Here is an 18,215-nt window from a genome sequence, read left to right as displayed (position 1 = left end):
GCAGTGCGTCAGGGCGGCAGAGCGTCAGGGTGTCAGAACGGCGGTGCGGTGTTGCATCAGTGCGGCGGGCCGGGTGATCCGGCACCGGTTACTCCGCGGCAGGATCACCCGCTCCAAGCGCGCGCGACAGCTCTGCGGCGACGTGAGCCGCGTAGGCGCCGGCCCGTTGCAGGTTGGTGCCGAGGCGGCTCTTCGGCGCGCTGATGTTGATCGCGGCCACCACTTTGCCGCGAAAGTCGGTCACCGGGGCTGACACGCCCACCACGCCGGATTCGAACTCTTCGTCGACGGTGGCGAAGCCCTGCTGCTGCACCAGATGAATCTCTGTCAGAAAGCTGCGGAGGTCGGTCACCCGCAGTTTCTCGGGTGGCGGCGGGGGTGCCTGCATGAGCGGCACGCTCGTCGCCTGGTCGACCGGCTCGGCTGAGAAGTCGGCGGCACTCGCGAGGCTTCCGGCGCGCGCGACCTCGTCGGCGATGTGTGCGTGGTACCAACGTCCCAGCTCCTCGTCGCTCCAATCGCTCATGAGGGCGCGCCCCGAGGAGGTGCGCCAGGCCGACGTGCGCACTCCCTCCCAACCGAGACCTCGGAAGGCGTGCTCGCTGATCTCGCTGGCAAGCGTCAGCACGCTGCCCCCGCGCAGGGCGCAGAGGTGGGTGGTTTCGTGGGTGGCTGCGACGACCCGGCGCAGAAATGGGGCGCTCGTCTTGACGAGTCGAGCCTCAGCCGTCTGCGCGGCGAGAGAGAAGATGCGGGATCCCAGGGTGTAGACGAGAGTCTCGGTATCGCGGTCGACGAACCCGGCCTCGTCGAGGGTCGCGAGGGTGCGCGAGACCTGGCCCTTGTCTCGGCCGGTGAGCTCGGCAAGGCGAGTGACCCCGAGGCCGTTGCGGGCCTCGCTGCTCGTGAGCGCTTCCAGGAGGTCGAGATCGCGGCGGAGGCCGGAGGCGTTACGGCGCGGTATGGATGACTCGGTCATGGCGACAGACTAGAACGATTTCACGCAAGTTGTCATATGCACAACCCAACTTGTCGAAACGACATCAACACGATTACAGTCCAGCTACCGCCGTAACGTGCTCGAAACCAACTCAACGATGAGAGAGAGGAGTGGCGTACGTGGACGCATTCACTTTCGACGGGCTGCTCACATTCTGGAGTCGCCGGTGGGACGACGTGCTCGAACTCGTGGGAGAGCATCTCGCCGTGGTCGGGATGTCCCTGCTGATCGCCACCGTGCTCGGGGTGCTCCTCGGCGTCGCCGTGTGGAACCGCCCGATGCCGCGTGCGCTGGTCATCGCGGCTGCGGGTGTCGCGATCACGATCCCGTCCCTCGCGCTCCTCGCACTGCTCACCCCGGTCTTCGGGCTCGGGTGGACGCCGACCGTGTTCTCACTGGTCTTTTACTCGCTCCTGCCGATCGTGCGCAATACGGCGGTCGGGCTGCGAGAGGTGCCCCCGGCGATCATGGAGTCGGCAAAGGGCATGGGCATGTCGCCCATGAAGATTCTGATCAGTGTGCAGCTGCCCCTCGCCTGGCCCATCATCTTGACCGGGGTGCGGGTCGCCGCCCAACTCACCATCGGCATCGCCGCGATCGCCGCTTACGTGGCCGGGCCCGGCCTCGGTCAGCTCATCTTCCAGGGGCTCTCGAGCCTCGGTTCGAAGAATGCGCTCAACTTCGCGCTCACCGGCACCGTCGGTGTCGCTGCGCTCGCACTCATCGTCGACGGCATCTTCGTCATCGTCACCAAGTACACGACTTCAAGGGGGCTCCGTGCCTGAATCGACCGCCACCGGCATCACGCAGATCGCCTCGAACGCCTCGGGCGTCGAGATCGTACTCGACAACGTCGTCAAGAAGTACCCGGGCCAGGAGGTCGCGGCCGTCGACCAGTTCTCGATGCGCATCGACCCGGGCGAGCTCATCGTCTTCGTCGGCCCGTCGGGCTGCGGCAAGACCACCACGATGAAGATGATCAACCGCATCATCGAGCCCACATCGGGGTCGATCAGCATCGACGGGCGCGACGTGCTGTCGCTCGACCCGAATGAGCTGCGGCGTCACATCGGATACGTCATTCAGCAGATCGGTCTGTTTCCGCACATGACGATCGCCGAGAATATCGCGGTGGTGCCGAAGCTGCTGGGCTGGGACAAGAAGCGCATCGCGAATCGGGTCGACGAGTTGCTCGACACCGTGCAGCTCGACCCGTCGATCTTCGCGGGCCGCTACCCGAAGCAGCTCTCGGGCGGGCAGCAGCAGCGCGTGGGCGTCGCACGCGCTCTGGCCGCAGATCCGCCGGTGATGCTCATGGACGAGCCGTTCGGCGCTACCGACCCGATTACCCGCGAGCGCTTGCAGGCCGAGTTCCTGCGCCTGCAGGAGTCGATCGGCAAGACGATCATCTTCGTCACGCACGACTTCGACGAGGCGATCAAGCTGGGCGACCGCATCGCGGTGCTCTCCGAACGATCCCAGATTCAGCAGTTCGACACCCCGGCCCGCATCCTCGCGCAGCCCGCGAACGAATACGTCGGTTCGTTCATCGGCCAGGGGGCGGCGCTCAAGCGTCTCGCCCTGATTCCGATTCACGAGACCGGGTTCGCCCCCGCGGTGGCGGGAGCGCTGGAGGTGCCGATCGCTGGCAACCTGCGCGACGCGATCGATGCACTGGTGCTCTCGGGTCGCGACGCGGTCAACGTGGTCGACGAGCGCGGTGGCATCGCGGGGTCGTTGACCGTCGAGCGCATCTCGCTCGCGCTCGGCGGCGAGCTGCCCGGCGGTGTCGGGCGCGCTGCGGGAGCGTCGTCATGAGCGTGGCATCCGCGACGCAGGTGATCGGCATCGCACCCAAGCCGGTGCGCCGCCGAATCTCGCTGCGACGGTTCACGACGCCGCTCGTCGTCGTCGTGATCCTCGGTCTCCTGCTGCTCTGGGTGTCATCGCTCGACCTCGACTCGATCGAGCAGCGCACGCTCAACTGGAACTACATCATGCTGCGGGTCGGCGAGCACCTCAGCCTGACGGTGGTCGCCTCGGCACTCGTCGCGCTCCTCGCGATTCCGCTCGGCGTGCTGCTCGCGAAGTCGCCGTCGAAGGTGTTCCGGTCGGTCGTACTCGGCCTCGCGAACATCGGGCAGGCCGTGCCCGCGGTCGGCGTGGTGATCCTGCTCGCCATCGTCTGGCAGACCGGCTACACCACGGCGCTCGTCGCGCTCGTGATCTATGCCTTCTTGCCGGCGCTGCGCAATACGATGATCGGCATTCAGCAGGTCGACGCCAGCGTGCGAGAGTCGGCACGCGGTATGGGCATGACCAGCTTCCAGGTGCTCTGGCGCGTCGAACTGCCGCTCGCGGTTCCCGTGATTCTCTCGGGTCTGCGCACCGCGCTCGTCTTCTGCGTCGGCGTCGCGACAATCGCGACGTTCATCAACGCGGGTGGGCTCGGTGACATGGTCGTCAACGGCCTGAAGCTGCAGCGCTACCCCGTGCTCGCCGTGGGCGCGGTGCTCGTCGCCTGCATCGCGTTGCTCATCGACTGGGTCGCCGGTATCGCCGAAGACCTCTTCACTCCCAAGGGCGTGTGATTCCGCCCGGGATCGCCCCCACTCGCTTCCACTCACCAGCGACGGCACCCACCGTCGCACCCCGCACGCATTCGCTTTCGAAGGAGAAAACAGATGAAGACCTCACGCGCACTGCTCTCAGCACTCGCCCTCACCGCGGCCGGGGCGCTCGCGCTCACCGGCTGCTCGAGCGGGGGAGGCGGCGGTGCCGGCTCCCAGGGCACCGAATTGGAGGGCCTGACCGGGGAGATCGGCGCGAAAGACTTCGCGGAGCAGTTCATTCTCGCCCACCTCACCACCGAGTTGCTCAACGCGCACGGCGCCGACGTCGAGGCCAACACGAAACTCGTCGGGTCGGCCAACGTGCGCCAGGCGCTCGAGAACGACGAGTTTCTCGGGTACTGGGAGTACTCGGGCACGTCGTGGATCACCTACAACGGCAACACCGAGCCGGTGAAGGGTGCCGAGGCGCAGTTCGAGGCTACAAAGAAGGCCGACGCGGCGAAGGGCATCGCGTGGCTCGACCCCGCAGCGCTCAACAACACCTACGCCTTCGCGATTCGCGCGGACAAGGCGAAGGAGCTCGGTGTCAAGACGCTGAGCGACGTCGCCAAGCTGCCCGTCTCCGAGCAGACGTTCTGCGTGGAGAGCGAGTTCTCGACGCGTGACGACGGCTGGCCGGGGCTCAAGGCCGCGTACGGCTTCGACGTGCCCGATGCGAACGTCGCTTTGCTCGACACCGGCGTGATCTACTCGGCCACGGCGAAGGGCGACGACTGCAACTTCGGCGAGGTGTTCCAGACCGATGGGCGCATTCCGGGGCTCGACCTCGTGGTGATGGAAGACGATCTGCAGTTCTTCCCCGCCTACCAGGGCGCCTTCACGCTGAAGCAGACAACACTCGACGAGTACCCCGAGATCGCCGACATCGTGGGCGAGCTGACGCCGCTGCTCACCACTGAGGAGATGCAGAAGCTCAACGCGCAGGTCGATGTCGACGGCGAAGATCCGCAGGATGTCGCGATCGACTTCCTCACCGACCAGGGACTCATCTAAGGCGCATCAATGAAAATCACTTCCATCACCCTCACCCGGATGGTCCAGCCGCTGGACCCGCCCTTCAATGCAGCGTGGGATCCGGATCCCCGCACCGAGTTCACCGCCACGCTCGTGACCGTGCGCACCGATGACGGACTCGTCGGGTACGGGTCGGGCGACACCATGGACGGCTTCGAAGCGTTCGAGCACCTGTTCCTCGGCACCGATCCGCTGCAGATCCTCAACCAGGTGCGCCGCATCGAGACGATCAACTTCCACGGCGGGCGGTACTGGCCGCTGGAGGCGGCGCTCTGGGACATCATCGGCCAGGTCGCCGGGCTCCCCGTCAGCGTGCTGTTCGGCGGTGCGCGGGATCGCCTCCCCGCGTACGCTTCGAGCGGTGAGCTGAAAGCCCCCGAGGCGCGTGCCGAATCGGCGCTCGCTGCGCGCGAGTTGGGCTTTCGTGCGATGAAGATTCGCATTGCGCGGGATCGCCTCGCCGAGGGCGTCGCCTCGGTGCGGGCGGCCCGCGAGGCCGTCGGCGACGACTTCGACCTCATGGTCGACCTCAACCAGATGTGGCGCATGTCGGGCGACATCGACGCGGCGCTGCCGCTCGCGAAGGTGCAGCGTCTCGCCGCAGAACTGCACGAGCTCGGGGTGCTGTGGCTCGAAGAGCCGTTGCCGCAGGTCGATGTGACCGGGGCGCGCCGCGTGCGCGCCGAAACCGGCATTCAGGTCAGCGGTGGCGAGATGGTGCGCAGCATGCCCGAGATGGTCGCGCTGATCGAGGCCGATGCGTACGACATCTATCAGCCCGATGTCGCGCTCGCCGTGGGCATGTACCGGGCGCGCCAGGTCGCCGAATCGGCGAACCTGCGGCACCGGTTCTTCACCCCGCACACCTGGTCGAACGGGCTCGGTCTGCTCGCGAACCTGCACGTCGCCGCCGGCGTCGACGCCGGCCCGTATCTCGAGTTCCCGTTCGATCCGCCCGGGTGGACCCCCGAACGGAGAGACTTCTTCATGGAACCGCTCATGATCGACCGTACGGGTGACCTGCTCGTGCCGCAGACCCCGGGGCTCGGCGCGAAGATCGACCACGACGCCGTCGCCCGCTTCACCATCGCCTGACGAAGAAGGAGCCCACTGCAATGACCGATTGGATCGCTGCCGCCGCGGTCGTGCGACCCGAGACTCGACTGTTCATCAACGGTGAGTTCCGCGCCGCCGAGGGTGACGCCGTCTTCGCCACCGTCGCCCCGCGCGACGGATCGACGATCGCCGAAGTGAGCAGCGCGAGTGCGGGCGATGTCGACGACGCCGTGCGAGCGGCCGCGCGCGCGTTCGCTTCCGGGGTGTGGTCGCGAGCCGATCGTCGGGAGCGTCAGCGCGTGCTCGTCAGGCTCTCCGACCTGATGCTCGAGCACCTGGACGAGCTCGCGCTGCTCGAATCGCTCGACTCTGGGCACCCGATCGGTGACTCGCTGCGGGTCGACGTGCCCAACGCCGCGCGAGTGTTCCGCTGGTACGCCGAGGCGCTCGATAAAGTTTCGGATGAGATCGCTCCGGCCCCCGAGCAGGCGCTCGCGCTCGTCACCCGGGAGGCGCTCGGCGTGGTCGCCGCCGTCGTGCCGTGGAACTACCCGCTCATCATCTCGTCGTGGAAGCTCGCGCCAGCGCTCGCCGCAGGCAACTCGGTCGTACTGAAACCGGCGGAGCTCACCAGCCTTTCGGCGCTGAAGCTTGCGGAGCTGGCGCACGAGGCGGGCGTGCCGGCCGGCGTGCTGAATGTCGTCCCCGGCCTTGGCGCCGTGGCGGGCCAAGCACTCGGCCGCCACCCTGGCGTCGACAAGATCGCGTTCACGGGATCACCCCGGGTGGGCCTGGAATTCATGCGCTACTCGGGGGAGTCGAACGGCAAGCAGGTGTCGCTCGAGCTCGGGGGCAAGTCGCCCCAGATCGTGCTCGACGACGTGGCCGACCTCGAGGCCTGCGCGAGTGCGGTGGCCTGGGGCATCTTCTACAACGCCGGGCAGACCTGTCACGGCGGCAGCCGCCTCATCGTGCAAGAAGGGGTGGCCGACGCGCTCGTCGCTGCGGTGCAGCGCATCGGGTCCGAGCTGGTGCAGGGAGACCCGCTGCTCGAATCGACGCAGATCGGCACGATCGCGAGCGAGACGCAGTTGCAGCGCGTGCTCGAATACGTCGATGTGGCTCGCGGCGAGGGAGCCGAGGTTTGGGGCGGTGATCGCGTGCGACTCGATGGGCTCGACGGCGGCTACTACGTCAGCCCTACCGTGTTTACCGGCGTCGACAATGCCAGTCGCGTCGCCCGCGAAGAGATTTTCGGGCCGGCACTCACCGTCATCCGCGTCTCCGACGCCGCCGAAGCACTGCGGGTCGCCAACGACTCGGAGTACGGGCTCGCCGCCAGCGTCTGGACCCGCGATCTCACCACGGCGCATCGCATCGCGCGCGGCTTGCGCGCCGGCACCGTCTGGGTCAATACCTTCGACGTCGCCGACGTGATCACGCCGTTCGGGGGCTTCGGCGGTTCGGGATCGGGCCGCGACCGCTCCCTCCACGCGCTCGACAGCTACACCGCCCTCAAGACCACCTGGATCGACCTCGGAGGAGACCTGTGAACACCTCGAATTCGGCGCCCGCTGCACCCGTGATCGCCGATGCCAGCCGGTTGGCGCTATTGCCTCGGCCCCTTGCCGAGACCGAACTCACCCTCGACTCGAAGCCCATCGCCTATTTCGGGCGCGGGCGAGTCGTCGAGATCGGCGCGATCGTCGCCGGGCTCGGTGCCCGGTCGGCACTGATCGTGACCGATCCATTTCTCGCCGCGTCCGACATCGTCGCGCGGGTGCGGGCGTCGATCGACGCCGCGGGCGTCGCCGTGGAGATCTACGGTGAAGTCACGCCCAATCCGACAACGCTCAATCTCGACGCGGGCAGCGATCTCGCCACCGCAATCGGGGCGCAGGCGATCGTGTCAGTGGGTGGGGGCTCTTCACTCGACGCGGCGAAGGGCATCGCGCTCGGCGCGGTGAACCCGGAGCGCGGCATCGCACTCGACTACGCGACGCCATTCGCGGCATCCGCCCTGCCGATCGTCGCAGTGCCGACCACCGCCGGCACAGGTGCCGAGGTGAACGCGTTCGGCGTGATTACCGATGTCGACGCTCACCGCAAGTTCTACGTCGGGCACGAGAGCGCGCTGGCCCGGGCCGCCGTGCTCGACCCTGAACTCACGATCGGGCTCCCCGCGGGCGCGACGGCAGCGACCGGGTTCGATGCCTTGACGCACGCGCTCGAGTCGTATCTCTCGGTGCGCGCGAACCCCTACTCCGACGGCATCGCGCTGCAGGTCATCGCGACAGTGTCGACGTACCTGCCCCGCGCTGTGCGCGACGGCTCCGACCTCGAAGCGCGCTCCGAGCTGCTGCTCGCGAGTCACGTCGCCGGCGTCGGGTTCTCGCACACCGGCCTCGGCCTGGTGCACGGCATCGCGCACCCCCTGGGCGGGCGCTTCAACATTCCGCACGGTCTCGCACTCGCGCTCGTGGTCGAGGGCGTGCTCGCCTTCACGCTGCCCGCACGCACCGAGCGGCTCGCCCGTGTCGCATTCGCGCTCGGCGTCGGGCGCACCGATGTCGACACCGCGGCGAACGCTGCCGCCGCCGTTGATCGCGTTGTCGGCTTTGCCCGCGAGGTCGGGCTGCAGGCCCCGCTCGCGCAGTTCGGCGTGACCGAGGCCGACTTGCCCTCGCTCGCGGCCGACACGCTCGCGGACGCGGTCACCGTGAATGCGCCCGTGCAGCCGACCGCGGATGACGTGGTGGCGATCCTGCGCGCCGCATTGCACGGCTGAGTGGTTCGGCCCGGGCCCGAGTCGTCACCGCAGCCGGGCCCGGGTTCGCCCCTACTTCGCGTTGCCGACTGCCGACATCTTCTGCGAGAAGTAGACGGGAATGAGCGACAGCAGAATCATCACCGTTGCGACCACGTTCACCTGGTTGACCTCGTTGGGGCGAGCCATCTGGTTCATGATCCAGAGCGGCAGCGTCTCTACGCCGGGCGGTGCCGTGAAGATGGTGACGACGATCTCGTCGAACGAGAGGGCGAAGGCGAGCAGACCGCCGGCGATGAACGCGCTGCGGAACTGCGGAAACGTGACGAGCCGGAAGGTCTGGCCGATGCCGGCCCCGAGATCCATCGACGCCTCCTCGAGGTTCGGGTGCATGCGACGCAGACGCGCGATCACGTTGTTGAACACCATGACCACGCAGAACGTGGCGTGCGCGATGATCATGCCCCAGTAGCCGACATTGATGCCCATCGGTTTGAGCACCTGGAAGTAGGTGTTCGAGAGGGCGACACCGGTGACGATGCCGGGGAGCGTGATCGGCAGCACGATGAGCAGGTTCACCGTCTGCTGCCCGAAGAAGCGGAACCGCTGCAGTGCAAAGGCGGCGAGGGTGCCGAGCAGGAGGGCGAACGCGGTGGCGACCGCGGCGACGACCACCGAGTTGAGCAGGGCGGCATGCACCGCCGGGTTGGTGAGCGCCTTGCCCCACCACTCGAGCGAGAACCCGGGAATGGGCCAGCCAGAGACGCGGCCGGAGTTGAACGAGTTCATGACGATCACGAACAGCGGGATGTACATGAACCCCAGCGCGATGACCGTGATGACGGCGAGCGCGACGCGGGTCGAACGATTGAGTCGAAGCATGGCGGGGCTCCCTGGTCAGAGATTGTTGATCGCGCCGGTGCGGCGCACGAGGCCGAGGTAGATCACGACGAGCACGATCGGCACGAACGAGAACGCGGCGGCGAGTGGCGGGTTCAGGTTGATGTTCTGCGCGATGATGCTGCCGATCATCTGTGTCGAACCGCCGACGTACATGGCGGCGATGTAGTCGCCGAGGCTCAAAGAGAACGTGAAGATGGAGCCGGCGACGAGCGCAGGGAGCAGCAACGGGGCGACGACCGTGCGAATCGTGCGGGCACCACTCGCGCCGAGGTCGGACGAGGCGTCGAACAGGTTCGCGGGAATCTGCGACACCGCTGCGTACACCGGAATCGCCATGTACGGGAACCAGAGGTACACCAGGGTGAGAACGACCGTGAGTACCCCGAATCCCGGCCCCTCGATGCCGAACGGCGACAGTGCCCAGTTGAAGAAGCCCTCCTCGGTCCAGACGAGTCGCATCGCGATGATCTTGACGAGGTATCCGGCCCACAGCGGCAGCGTCACGAGGACCGCCAGCACGGCGCGAAGGCGGGGGCCGGCGACCTTCGCCATGAAGACGGCGAGTGGGATCGCCACCGCCGCGCAGATCACCGTGACCGCGAGGGCGATGCCGAGGGTGCGAAGCGCCGTCGCGAGATACGCCGGCACGGTGATCAGCTGTTGAAAGTTGTCGAGGGTGAACCCCGGCTTCACGCGCGAGGTGAAGGGATCGGTGGTCCAGAACGCGGTGAGCAGCAGCAGAGCCAGCGACAGGATGTAGACGCCGACGAGCCAGGCCATCGGCAGCGTGAGCAGTGCGGCGAGTCGGCCGCGCGGGTGGCGGTGGAGAACGGTGGAGACGGGCTTGGAGCGGCGCTCAAGAGTGGGCGTGTGCGACACGATGGGTCCTCGCTGACGGTCGTGGATCGGGAAGAGCGGGTGGTCGGGCCGGCGTGCGCCCCGACCACCCGCGGGCGGGCGGGTTAGCCCTTCACCGTGGCCCAGGCGTTGGTCCAGTCCTGGTAATTCGTGCACTGCACGTCGGTGCGGCCGTCGAGGCACTGATCGATGGGAGTGGTCCAGAACCACACCTGCTTGAAGTACTCCTCATCGGTTGCGTTGTAGTACTCGCAGTGCTCGCGAGCCTCATCGCTGGTCTCGCAGAATGCGGCGTTGGCCGGAGCCATGCCGAAGTTCATCGCGATCTGTCCGTTGACTTCGGGGCTGCTCGTGTAGTCCATCCACGCGTAGGCGCAGTTCGGGCTCTCGGAATCGGTCGCGAGCATCCAAGCATCCGACCACCCGGTCGAGCCCTCCTCGGGCAGCACGCTCTTGAACTTGTCCTCCTGCGTCGCCTTGCGCAGCACCTCCCACGAGGTGCCGACCACCGAATTGCCGCCGGTGAACGAGGTCACGTTGGTCGCGGGCGACCAGTACTCGGACACCATGCCGTTCTGCTGCTTGAGGAGATCAGTCGCGGCGGCCAGCTGCTCGTCGTCGAGCGCGTAGGGGTTTTCGATGCCGAGGTCGGGCTGGGTCGCCATGAGGTAGATCGCGGCGTCGGCGATGTAAATCGGGCTGTCGTAGGCGGCGATCTTGCCGGCGTAGGGGCTGTCGGCCTCCCACACCACGTCCCAACTCGTCGGCTCTTCGGTGACGACGTCGGAGTTGTACTCCAGAATGTTGGCGCCTCTGCCGATCGGAATGCCGTAGATGTTGCCGTTCAGTGTGTCGTACAGCTGCCCCTTCATACCCTCGACGATGTCTTCGCCGAAGTTCGGGATCAGCTCGGTGTTGAGCGGCTGCACGTTGCCGTCGACGATGAGTCGCAGGCTCGCGTCGCCCGATGCCGAGACGAGGTCGTATTCGCCGGTGCGCATCAGCTGCACCATTTCATCGCTGGTCGCGGCGACCTTGCGGTTGACCGTGCAGCCGGTGTCGGCGGTGAACTGGTCGGTCCATGCGGGCTCGACGAACCCCGACCAGGCGACAATGTTGAGCTCGGATTCGGTGTCGCCAAGGGTGTCGATCATCGGCACCTCGGGAACATCGATCGAGAGCCCTCCGGCTTCGGCGTCTCCGCCTCCGGTGCTGGCGCAGCCCGACAGGGCAAGGCCGACCGCGGCGATGAGGGCCGCGGGGGCGAGCAGTTTGGTGTGCATCGTTACTCCTTCGTAGACGGTGGATCGGGTGATTTCAGGCTGGAATGGGTTCGGCGACCGGGGTCGGGGCCGCGGTGCCGGGCACTTCGACCGCGTGGTCGCGGGCGAAGCGCACGCTCACCGCATCGCCTCGTCGCACGCTGGGGTCGGTGCGCGGCGTGTGCGTGTTCTGCTGCTCCGAGATGAAACGCGTACCGCTCTCGGTTTCGATGAGGTATCGCGTGTGCGCGCCCGCGTAGACGGTTTCGAGCACCACGCCTGCGATCGCGATCTGACCGGGTTCGAGCGGGGTGGTCGGGTCGACGAGACGCACCCGCTCGGGGCGCACACTGTGCGGTGTGCTGACGCCGAGAATGCGCTCGGCGGTTGATCCCGTGAGCAGATTCGTGATGCCGAGAAACGTCGCCACGAACTCCGTTTGCGGAAACTCGTAGACCTCGCGGGGGCTGCCGACCTGCTCGATCTTGCCGTTGTTGAAGACGGCCACGCGATCCGACAGCGTCAGCGCCTCCTCTTGATCGTGAGTCACGAAGACGAAGGTGATGCCGGCGTCGCGCTGAATCTGCTTGAGCTCGAACTGCATCTGCTCGCGCAGTTGCTTGTCGAGCGCGCCGAGCGGCTCGTCGAGCAGCAGCACCTGGGGGCGCAGAATGAGTGCCCGAGCCAGCGCGATGCGCTGCCGCTGACCGCCCGAGAGCTGAGCCGGCGAGCGGTCGGCCACGTGCGCGAGTCGCACCTGTTCGAGTGCTTCGCCGACCAGGTGCCGGCGTTCTTGGCCCGAAACTCCCCGCACCCGGAGCCCGTACGCGACATTTTCGGCGATCGTGAGGTGTGGGAAGAGCGCGTAATCCTGGAAGACCGTGTTCACCTCGCGGTCGAACGGTGCGGCATCGGTCACATCGGTGCCGCCCAGCAGAATGCGCCCGGCGGTCGGGGCTTCGAAGCCCGCGATCATGCGCAGCACCGTCGTCTTGCCCGAACCCGACGGGCCGAGCATGGAGAAGAACTCGCCGGCGCGGATCTCGATGTCGAGGTCGTTCACGGCGACGAGATCGCCGAACTGCTTGCGCACGCCGCGCACGGACACCGCGGTGTCGCTCGCTGCGGTGCCGGGGGTCGTGCCGGGGGCAGTGCCCGGGGTGTCTCGGGTCATGCGAGTGCTCCTCAACGTCGTTGTCGAACCGATGCCAGAAAGCATAACATATGTTTTTATAGGATTTGTTTCGGGGTCGAATCGGCACGATCACGGTTCGGTCACGGCGCGGTAGTGGCGTGCACGTTCTCTGGGCGAGCGTGGGGTCGGAGCGGGCTGGCGCCCGCCCGCTCCTGTTCACCCCGCCCCCTGCCGCGGAGATTCACGGAATCGCGGACCGATTTGGCCGAAACGGTCGGCGATCCGGTGAATCTCCGCCGAATGGGGTGCCCGCATCGAGTGGGGTGCCCGTATCGAGTGGGGTGCCGGCGCTTGCGGGGTGCAGGTATCGAGTGGGGTGCAGGGGCGGGCGGGGCGACAGAGGCGTGCGACCGGGCGAGGCGAGCGGGCCGGCACGGAGTGGCGCAGGGAAAACTCACTGCGGGGCGTGGGAAACTCGATGAGCCCGCGAGAATCGGAGGAGATACGGTGGTCAGTCTGATTCCGTCCGCGCCTCCGAGCCGATTGCGCACCGCGGCGCTCGCCCCCATCGGAGACGAAGGGCGCATCGAGCTCGTCGAGTCGCGCATCGTGCAAGCCATCTCGGTCGGGGCATTCACCGAGGGAGAGCGCCTGCCGAGCGAGACCGAGCTTTCGGCACTGCTCGGCGTGGCCGTCGTCACCGTGCGCGAGGCGCTGAGCGGCCTGCGTCACCGCGAACTCATCGAGACCCGACGCGGCCGCAACGGAGGGAGCTTCGTGCGTCCCAGCCACGGCGCCGTCGAAGAAGTGAATGCGCGATCGCTCATGGCAATGCCCCGTGTCGCGCTCGCCGACCTTGCCGTGCTCTACGAGGCGATCGCGTGCGCGTGCGCCGAATACGCCTGCCAGCGCGCGACACCCGACGAACTCGACATCGTCGCGCTTGTGCTCGAACGCTCAAGAGGCCTCGACGCGGTGACCTGGCGCCGGCGCGTCACCGAGGTGCAGCTCGAACTCGCAGCGCTCAGCCAGTCCGTCCGCCTGACGAACGAGCACGTGCGCGTGCAGACGGAATTCACCCCGCTGCTCGCCCTGCAAGACATCGATACTGCGGCGCGACTGCAGACGCACGAAGCGTTGGCCGCGCAGATCCGCTCGACACGGCTGGGTGATGCCGACGCCGCGCGATCCGCCGTGCGCGAGACCGTGCGCGCCTCGGCGCGGTGGCTGGTCCAGTTCCGCAACGAACTCATCGCCGCTCCACAAGATGGTGGGGTTCGTGGCACACTGGAATCGCGTCGTGGGGGCGTTTGACAATCTCGCGACCTCGAAGAAGAGGAAGAGAGAGCCGTGACTGCCGCGCCTGACACTGCCGAAGCGCCACTCCAATCTGCGCTGCAGTGCGTCGACGACTTCTTCGATGGCGTGTTCGCACCTCTCGATACCTGGCTGCCTCGACTCGTCTCGGTGCTCCGGCGTCGACGCGAAGATGACGCGCATCTGACGGGAGCGCAGCTCGCGGCGCTCGTCGAGAACGGCGCGCACGAGGTGCTGGATACGGTGGATCGGCCGCTGTACGGCGCAGGATTCTGTGCCAGCGGCGATCTGGTCACCGAGGGGAATCCACTCGCCTGGTGGCAGGGTCGTGATCGCAATCTGCTCGCCTCATCGACGTTCGGCCCTGGGCAGGCCGCGATCGATCTGATGCGTCTCGAGTGGTACAGGGTCCCGGAAGCCACGGGCGACCGACACGTCGCCGGCCCCTTCGTCGACTACCTCTGCTCGAACGAGATCACCATCACCTCAGCCGTGCCGGTGCTCGTCGACGGTGACTTCTGGGGCGTCGTGTGCGCCGACGTGCTCGTCTCCTCGCTCGAAGACGCGCTGATGCCCGTGCTCGCGGGCCGATCGGGAACCACCCTGGTCAACGCGAACGGCCGCGTCGTGCTTTCGAACAACCCCGACTTCGAAACGGGCGATCGCTATGCGGGCGCCGACCCCGAAAGCGGCCTCGCCGGCCTAGTGCACACGGGTGTGGGGCCGCAGATCGTCTCGTCGCGGCGGTACCCGTTCTCGCTCGTCGCCGCGTAGCGGCGCCCATGGCGGATCGCACTGCGAAGCCCCGACTGGAGCGCTCGACATGGCGCTGTAGCAAGAGCTGAGGCAACCCCGTTACAGCAGGTGCCCGCCTCCGGTCACCTTCATGCGGCTGACGAGGTTTTTCACGTCTTGCGCGCGGTTCTTCGTGGTGACGAGCAGCACATCTGCGGTGTCGACGACGACGATGTCTTCAACGCCGACCAGCGCGACGAGGCGGTCGCTTTCGGAGACGACGATGCCGCTTGACGCGTCGGAGAGCACCTGAGCTCCGTCACCGAGCACGGCGAGGTCGCTGCCGCGCCCGCGGGTGAGCAGGTTGGCGACCGAGGCGAAATCGCCCACATCGTCCCAGTCGAAGTGGGCGGCGACACAGACCATCTTGCCGGCCGCGGCGGCGGGCTCGGCGACGGTGTAGTCGACCGCGATCTTCGGAAGCGTCGGCCAGAGCCGCTCGCGCACCTCGGCGCCGCGCTCCGTGTCCCAGGCCGCGGCGATCTCGCGGAGCGCCTCGACGAGTGCGGGCTGGTGCAGTGCCATCTGTTCGAGCAGCACGGTGGCGCGCGCGATGAACATGCCCGCGTTCCAGAGGTACCCGCCGTCGGCGATGTATGCTTCGGCCTGCTCGGCGTCGGGCTTCTCGACGAACGAGGTCACGTCGTAGACATCGAAGGGCGCAATATCGCGCCGCGCTGCGCCCGCGGCGATGTAGCCGAAGCCTGTCGCGGGGTGCGATGGGTGAATGCCGATGGTGGCGATGTACCCGAGGTCGGCGGCCTGCACCGCCGTCGTGACGGCGCGCTGGAAGAGCACATCGCCGCGGATCACGTGATCGGCAGCGAACGAGCCGAGAATCGCATCCGGGTCGCGCAGCTCAAGAATGGCGGCGGCGAGCCCGATGGCCGCCGACGAATCCTTGGGCTCGCTCTCGGTGACGAGATTCTCGGGGAGCAGTTCGGGGAGTTGCTCGGCGACCGAATTGCGGTGCGAAATGCCGGTCACGACCATGGTGCGTTCGGCCGGAACGAGGGGAGCGAGACGATCCCAGGTCGCGCGCAGCAATGAGTCTCCCGACCCCGTGAGATCGAGGAGGAACTTCGGGGCATTCGCGCGCGACAGCGGCCACAAGCGCGACCCGACCCCGCCCGCCGGAATGACGCAGGTGAACCGCTCGATGGCGGGCGTGGTCGAGGTCTGCTCGGTCATGGGAATCAGCCTACTGCGCGCCCCCAGGAAAGGGACTGACCGGCGGCGCTCCTTGACTGCGGCACGCCCAGAGGGTTCGCATCGCGCAGCGCCTCCGGAAGGAAGGCTGCAGGGGCGTTCTGGTACGCGACCGGGCGCAGAAAACGCCCGAGCGCCGCGGTGCCCACCGAGGTGCTGGCGTCGTTCGTGGTCGCGGGCCACGGGCCTCCGTGCTGCTGTGCGGGCGTGACGGCGACGCCGGTCGGCCAGCCGTTGAAGAGCACGCGACCGGAGTGCTCGGCCAGTTCGGCGACGAGCTGCTGCAGGGCGGCCGGGGGAGCGGCGGCGGATCCCTCGGCCTCGCCGAGGTGCACGGTGCCGGTGAGGCTGCCCTCGACGAACTCGCTGACGAGCGGCGCGAGTGCTGCGCCGGCCGGTACTTCGATCACCACTGAGAACGGACCGAACAGCTCTTCAGCAAGCATCTCGCGGTGTGCGCGGAGCGTGTCGAGGGAGACGCGCACGATGGTCGGGGTGACCCATCCCTGGCCGTCGGTGTCGATCCGGATCGCGCCCGCCGTGAGCTCTTCCACATCTGCGAGGGCGCGCACCGCGTCGAGCCCGGTCGCGTATGCCGCGGCGATGCGGGGCCCGAGCAGTCGGTGCTCGGAAACCGACGCCGTGCCGGCCGCGACGCGGACCGCCTCGGCGAAGCCGGACCTTTCGGTCACGAACACCAGCCCGGGCTTCGTGCACAGCTGGCCGGCTGATCCGCCGACGCTTGCGAGATAATCGCCCGCGAGCGCACTGCCGCGCTCCATGATCGCCGCATCGGTGATGAACACCGGGTTGATGCTGCCGAGTTCGCCGTAAAACGGGATTGGTGCCGGGCGTGCGGCCGCGATGTCGGCCAGGATGCGCCCGCCGTGCGTGGAGCCGGTGAACGATGCTGCGCGCACCCGTGAATCGCGCAGCGCCGCCACACCTGTCTCCTGACCGTGGATCACCTGGAGGGTGCCACCGGGGAGATCGGCAGCGGCGATGACGCGCTGGGCGAGCGCTGCGGTCGCGTCGGAGAGCTCGGGGTGGCCGGAGTGGGCCTTGACGATCAGGGGGCAGCCCGCTGCGAGGATCGAGGCGGAGTCGCCGCCGAGCACCGAGAACGCGAAGGGGAAGTTCGACGCCGAGAAGTTCAGCACCGGGCCGACCGGAATGTGCGTGCGGCGCAGGTCGGGTCGCGCGCCGAGGGCGAAGTTGGTGTCCGCTTCATCGATGCGGGCGTCGAAGTGCGCACCAGACACCACGGCTTCGGCGAAGAGGCGCAACTGCACGGCGGTGCGTGTCACCTCGCCGGTGAGCCGCGCGCTCGTGAGGCCGGTCTCGCGCTCGGCGATCGCGACGAGTGATTCGCGCTCCGATTCGAGCGCGTCGGCGAGGTCGACCAGCAGTGCGGCGCGACGGCGAGGGGGCAGTGCGGCGAGCTCGGGGGCGGCCGCATCGGCCGCGGCCAGCACCGAGTCGAGATCCGCGTCGAGCGAGCCTGGCCCGCCGTGAGACGTCGCCCCGGGGTCGACGGCGGGCGTGTGAGACGCTCCCGTCTCATCATGGAGCCCAACGACCAGATCGAGTTCGACGGTGGCGTTCTTCGGGAGGCGGGGGACGCCGAATGCGGTGCGCGCATGCGCGCCCGCTTCGCCGAGAACGTCGCGCAGCAATCGGGAGGCGCCCTCGGCGACGGCAGGCTGATCGTCGAAGTCGGGCCCGCTCGCGACGTACACGGTGAGCTTGAGTACCTGTGCGACGCGGTCGAGGCCGATGGAGTGCTCGATCTGCGCGAGCGCTCCCAGCGCTGCCAGCTGCGCCGCGTCCTGGGCGCGCGCCACAGCGTCGTTATTGTGCACGGCACCGGTGTACGCGACGGCGCCGTCGCGCTTCGGAATCTGTCCGGAGACGTGTCCGACGCCGTTCGCGGCGACGAACGGCGTGTACGAGTACTGGCCCGGCGTGGGGGCGGGCAGCTCGAGGCCGAGTGCGGCGAGTCGGTCGAGTGCGGAGGATGCTGCCATCGTGGGAGTCCTTTCTTCGGGGAAGCACGGGCGCCCGCGCGAGATGCCCGATGCAGCCAGTGAAGCGAGTCGTTCCTCCTACGTCCAGTATTGATTCGGTCTCGAATAATGCCCTCTGGGTATTGCAAGCGGGATGACGCAGCGAGCGACAGGGTCATACCGTGAAGGACTCAATGAATGCCGAAAGGGTGTTAGACAGGTATCTTCACCGGCTTCAATACTGAGGACCATGCTTCGTC

General features: G+C 67.6%; 16 protein-coding genes. 9 read left to right on the top strand and 7 right to left on the bottom strand.

Annotated features, from left to right (window positions below):
• Positions 1 to 88: 88 nt before the first annotated feature.
• Entirely contained in the window at positions 89 to 979 is an 891-nt protein-coding gene (locus tag ACZF5Y_RS13775) for an IclR family transcriptional regulator (protein WP_497533251.1), read from the bottom strand.
• Between the two features lie 140 nt (positions 980 to 1,119).
• On the opposite strand from ACZF5Y_RS13775, the gene ACZF5Y_RS13770 reads away from it, so the two are divergent.
• The 7 genes from ACZF5Y_RS13770 (at position 1,120) to ACZF5Y_RS13740 (ending at position 8,491) form a co-directional block, all read left to right on the top strand.
• Positions 1,120 to 1,785, top strand: coding sequence for an ABC transporter permease (locus ACZF5Y_RS13770; RefSeq protein WP_239683950.1), 666 nt, complete (start codon positions 1,120 to 1,122; stop codon positions 1,783 to 1,785).
• Complete coding sequence (locus tag ACZF5Y_RS13765; protein ID WP_241488042.1) at positions 1,778 to 2,818, top strand: ABC transporter ATP-binding protein; 1,041 nt, start codon at positions 1,778 to 1,780, stop codon at positions 2,816 to 2,818. Before ACZF5Y_RS13770 ends, ACZF5Y_RS13765 begins: the two co-directional genes overlap by 8 nt.
• Complete coding sequence (locus ACZF5Y_RS13760) at positions 2,815 to 3,591, top strand: ABC transporter permease (protein WP_497533250.1); 777 nt, start codon at positions 2,815 to 2,817, stop codon at positions 3,589 to 3,591. Before ACZF5Y_RS13765 ends, ACZF5Y_RS13760 begins: the two co-directional genes overlap by 4 nt.
• A 93-nt stretch (positions 3,592 to 3,684) precedes the next feature.
• A complete protein-coding gene (locus ACZF5Y_RS13755; RefSeq protein ID WP_497533249.1) occupies positions 3,685 to 4,626 on the top strand; it encodes a glycine betaine ABC transporter substrate-binding protein in 942 nt (313 codons plus the stop codon).
• A 9-nt stretch (positions 4,627 to 4,635) separates the two neighbouring features.
• The gene (locus ACZF5Y_RS13750; protein ID WP_497533248.1) at positions 4,636 to 5,742 is read left to right on the top strand and encodes a mandelate racemase/muconate lactonizing enzyme family protein; all 1,107 of its coding nucleotides are present in this window, start codon (positions 4,636 to 4,638) and stop codon (positions 5,740 to 5,742) included.
• 20 nt (positions 5,743 to 5,762) lie between these two features.
• The gene (locus tag ACZF5Y_RS13745) at positions 5,763 to 7,256 is read left to right on the top strand and encodes an aldehyde dehydrogenase family protein (RefSeq protein ID WP_497533247.1); all 1,494 of its coding nucleotides are present in this window, start codon (positions 5,763 to 5,765) and stop codon (positions 7,254 to 7,256) included.
• Positions 7,253 to 8,491 (top strand): iron-containing alcohol dehydrogenase family protein, encoded by a 1,239-nt coding sequence (locus tag ACZF5Y_RS13740; protein ID WP_497533246.1) that lies wholly within the window; start codon positions 7,253 to 7,255, stop codon positions 8,489 to 8,491. The genes ACZF5Y_RS13745 and ACZF5Y_RS13740 overlap by 4 nt, the downstream gene beginning before the upstream one ends.
• Positions 8,492 to 8,542: 51 nt before the next feature.
• On the opposite strand, the gene ACZF5Y_RS13735 is transcribed toward ACZF5Y_RS13740, so the two are convergent.
• The 4 genes from ACZF5Y_RS13735 to ACZF5Y_RS13720 form a co-directional block, all read right to left on the bottom strand.
• Entirely contained in the window at positions 8,543 to 9,352 is an 810-nt protein-coding gene (locus tag ACZF5Y_RS13735) for an ABC transporter permease (RefSeq protein ID WP_497533244.1), read from the bottom strand.
• A 15-nt stretch (positions 9,353 to 9,367) separates the two neighbouring features.
• Entirely contained in the window at positions 9,368 to 10,252 is an 885-nt protein-coding gene (locus ACZF5Y_RS13730; protein ID WP_497533242.1) for an ABC transporter permease, read from the bottom strand.
• A gap of 83 nt (positions 10,253 to 10,335) precedes the next feature.
• Positions 10,336 to 11,514: an ABC transporter substrate-binding protein gene (locus tag ACZF5Y_RS13725; protein WP_497533241.1), complete on the bottom strand. Its 1,179-nt coding sequence runs from the start codon at positions 11,512 to 11,514 to the stop codon at positions 10,336 to 10,338.
• 34 nt (positions 11,515 to 11,548) lie between these two features.
• On the bottom strand, positions 11,549 to 12,667 hold the full coding sequence (locus ACZF5Y_RS13720; RefSeq protein WP_497533239.1) for an ABC transporter ATP-binding protein: 1,119 nt from the start codon (positions 12,665 to 12,667) through the stop codon (positions 11,549 to 11,551).
• Positions 12,668 to 13,135: 468 nt separating this feature from the next.
• On the opposite strand from ACZF5Y_RS13720, the gene ACZF5Y_RS13715 reads away from it, so the two are divergent.
• Positions 13,136 to 13,942, top strand: a complete 807-nt coding sequence (locus ACZF5Y_RS13715) for a FadR/GntR family transcriptional regulator (protein ID WP_497533237.1) — start codon at positions 13,136 to 13,138, stop codon at positions 13,940 to 13,942.
• A gap of 36 nt (positions 13,943 to 13,978) precedes the next feature.
• Positions 13,979 to 14,719, top strand: a complete 741-nt coding sequence (locus ACZF5Y_RS13710; RefSeq protein ID WP_497533235.1) for a PDC sensor domain-containing protein — start codon at positions 13,979 to 13,981, stop codon at positions 14,717 to 14,719.
• An 81-nt stretch (positions 14,720 to 14,800) separates the two neighbouring features.
• On the opposite strand, the gene ACZF5Y_RS13705 is transcribed toward ACZF5Y_RS13710, so the two are convergent.
• Entirely contained in the window at positions 14,801 to 15,931 is a 1,131-nt protein-coding gene (locus ACZF5Y_RS13705; protein ID WP_497533233.1) for a mannose-1-phosphate guanylyltransferase, read from the bottom strand.
• Positions 15,932 to 15,936: 5 nt separating this feature from the next.
• Positions 15,937 to 17,976 (bottom strand): aldehyde dehydrogenase family protein, encoded by a 2,040-nt coding sequence (locus tag ACZF5Y_RS13700; RefSeq protein WP_497533232.1) that lies wholly within the window; start codon positions 17,974 to 17,976, stop codon positions 15,937 to 15,939.
• Positions 17,977 to 18,215: the final 239 nt, after the last annotated feature.

The organism is Leucobacter sp. WKLB1, from assembly GCF_059696215.1.
Note: the sequence above shows the minus strand (reverse complement) of the source record. Positions and strands in the feature narration are given on the sequence as shown.